The organism is Paenibacillus sp. 01L418 (assembly GCF_056400045.1).
The window spans coordinates 1-3,295 of sequence record NZ_JBFTSN010000582.1 but is presented as its reverse complement, the minus strand read 5'-3'; the positions used below and the strand labels follow the sequence as shown (position 1 = coordinate 3,295).

General features: G+C 45.0%; 1 protein-coding gene and 1 pseudogene. One reads left to right on the top strand and one right to left on the bottom strand.

Annotated features, from left to right (window positions below; translation table 11 throughout):
- Nucleotides 1-1,119 precede the first annotated feature (1,119 nt).
- Nucleotides 1,120-2,385: a chloramphenicol phosphotransferase CPT family protein gene (locus tag AC1DSE_RS33045; RefSeq protein WP_477509817.1), complete on the top strand. Its 1,266-nt coding sequence runs from the start codon at nt 1,120-1,122 to the stop codon at nt 2,383-2,385.
- Between the two features lie 482 nt (nt 2,386-2,867).
- On the opposite strand, the pseudogene AC1DSE_RS33040 reads toward AC1DSE_RS33045, so the two are convergent.
- Nucleotides 2,868-3,295: pseudogene (locus tag AC1DSE_RS33040) on the bottom strand (transposase); the annotation flags it as partial.

Below are 3,295 nucleotides of genomic sequence, written 5' to 3'. Positions count from 1 at the left end.
CCACAGAACAACTGCTACGCTAACGGGAAACGATAGCACCATGACAATAGGCTACCAGCACCATGGGTAGCCTTTCAGATAACGGGCAAGTTATGCTTAAAATCTTCATGAATCCATCGCTGAAATAATGTGAGTTTTGTTTATTAATCATCCAGTGACAAGGGGGGAATCTACAATTTCAATAAAAATTGATATTGGTAGGAAGATAATTTCTAGTATATTCACAACATTAATTCTTTCGTTAATTCTTGTGGAGTTTCATGGTTATGCCCCGTTTTTCATCTATTTTATGTACTCATTCCTCGGTTGCTTAATAATAGGCGTACCGTGTTCATTAATTACAGACATGATTATCTTAAAAATTAAGGTAATAAAAACAATGCTGAGCATGCTCATGGGGTTAGCCTCACATCTAATATTTGCAGTGATTATTTTGTATTTGTTTTCTCTTACCGAATCAGAAGGCATCCTTTTTCTTTTTAAGTACGCCAGTGTTTTTGTGTACTCAGTTTTTATTGCCGCAACAGGTTTATGGTTGATTGATACGATTTTTAAAAAAATTCAGTTTCCAAGATAAAAAGAGAGATACAACGAGCGTACGATCTAATACAGCTGTTACGCTAACGGAAACGATAGTTGAACAAACAGAATTTTGTTGTGGCAGCTGCTCTTTTTCTTTATTAAGCTAACGGGCAGCATTCCTATTATGTAGAAATAGTGGTTTTGAATGCTGTTGAAAGCGGCACGGTTGGCATCAGGCACGGTATGAAAGTACGTTACTCTAAAAGCTACAGGTTCAGGACAGGACTCTCCACTCCTATCCAAATCCTATAGTGCTCATCATGAGTACGGACCACCCTTCGGGGTGGTTTTTTTTGYTTATWARGTGACCTATCTGACAATGRCTGCGGYATAAGGATMTATCTAGTTGAACCATAATATGAACGGGCAGAATAGCACAACAAGATAAGATTATGTTCTAATTCAATTTTACGCCTTATTATATTAAAATTACAGACTATTCCATTAGCCGTATAGTTGCTACAATCTATATTGTAACTTCCAAAGATGGAAAAAACATTCACAGTATGAACGAAATCTTTGTATGGAGGGAAACGCATGTCACAAGAAGATAAACTCGGACAAATAGTCATTCTGAACGGCAATCCGCGGGCTGGGAAGTCAAGCATTGCCATCGCGATCCAGAATATGTTTGAGGGTGTATGGATGAACGCTGGGGGCAGTCAGTTCAAGAAAATGACCCCCGAACACTACCAGCCAGGGATATCGCTTCGGCCAGGTGGGGAACGCCCTGAACTTGAGCCTCTAATTGTGATCCTGTATCAAGCCATGTATGAAGCCATTGCTGCACACAGCCGTCTGGGACTGAATGTCGTGGTGGATGTCTGGCACCATGATGCTTATTCGATTCCGCGGGGGATTCTTCCGAGCTGTGCCCGGATCCTGAGTGGATTGCCTGTTTTGTTTGTGGGTGTACGATGCCCATTAGAGGTTGTCATGCAGCGGCGGATCGCTACCTGGAATTCCGGTTACGAAGAGGACGGATCTGTGCCAAAGCCAGTGAGATTATGGCAGCAGGCTGTCCATATGCCTGGTAACTATGACCTGGAGGTTGACACCTCGGTGCTCAGTTCTGAAGAGTGTGCCGCCCTGATCCGCCAGCGCCTCCAAGCGTGGCCGGAGTTCCAACGTCTTGAGGTTGAGAGCAGGAACTTTTATTCATTACAATCAAGGGGGAAGCAAATGTTACAGGTAGATGTGCCCGGACAGATTATTATTTTAAACGGGACTCCGCGGTCAGGGAAGTCCAGTATTGCCACTGTGATTCAGAATACGTTCGAGGGTGTGTGGATGAACATGGGAGTCGACCGGTTCATGCAGATGACCCCTGAACGCTACCGGCCAGGGATTGGGCTTCGGCCAGGTGGGGAACGCCCCGACCTTGAGCCACTCATTGTGACCCTTTATCAAGCCATGTATGAGTCTATTGCTGCGCACAGCCGCTTGGGGCTGAATGTGGTAGTTGATGTCGGTCACCACGATGCTTATTCGATCCCGCGAGGGATTCTTCCCAGCTGTGCCCGGACTCTGAGTGGACTGCCGGTTTTGTTTGTTGGTGTGCGATGCCCATTAGAGGTTGTTATGCAGCGGAGGATCGCTACTTGGAATTCCGGCTACGAAGAGGACGGATCTGTGCCAAAGCCGGTGAGATTGTGGCAGCAGGCTGTCCATATGCTTGGTATCTATGATCTGGAGGTTGACACCTCGGTGCTTAGTTCCGAAGAGTGTGCCGCCTTGATCCGCCAGCGCCTCGAAGAAGAGTCGCTGCCCTCAGCTTTCCAGCATCTTGAGGCCATGACGTAGGTGGTGGAGTACACACTCTGAAACGACTCTGAAAGCGCAACATTCGCATTATCTACCTGGTATGACTGGGGTCAGATTACGTATGATATTTAGCCTGAACCCACGTTTCTATTCAATTATCGGGTAACGATAGTTGAAAAACACACATGTATGAGCAGTCACTACATTGGCATGCTCATTTTATTAAGCTAACGGGTACGATAGTGGAGGAACGTGCTTCGCCCTTCGGGGCGTTTTTTTGAAAAAAATCTCATTATTCCTATACAAGGACGTAATAAAAAAAATCACCGCTATTTCCCCCCATTTGAGAAGTGTTTCTATAATTTTTTGGGAATTATTTTTCTCAATTATGTGTTCTGTCATTATTCTTTTGTCCAGAGGTTATAATCCAATTTCAAATGCGATTGCCAGTTCGTTAAGAAGATCGTCAAAACTGCCATATTTATTATTGGTTTTCGGTATCGGTATCTTTTATCAGAGCAGGGGGCCATATCGCCGTCATTAACATGATCCGGTGTAATCGATAGCGCCTTAGGTAGCTCTCTTGTGGTATCAACGGCAAGATGAAGCTTGTAGCCGAACCACTCGACTTTGTTGCGGTAGGTGTCGAACTTCGCACCCCAGTTGGCATTTCCAGTCAGTTCTAATTTGCGTTTCGGTTGCTACTTCTCATAGCTATGAATCGCTGCACTATCGACAGCCATGTGACTCCCATCGATGACTCCTTCTTGCATACAGCGTGTGACAAGATCATTAAATAGGCGCTTAGCAAGTTCTTGATATGTCTTCTCGGCGAAGATGCGGATTAATTTCGCTACCGAAGGAGCTTCCCGATCAAGCCGAAGCCTGCAATGGTAACGGAAGCGAAGATCCACATTCAAACGGCGATGCTGGCCGGTAAATGTATCGA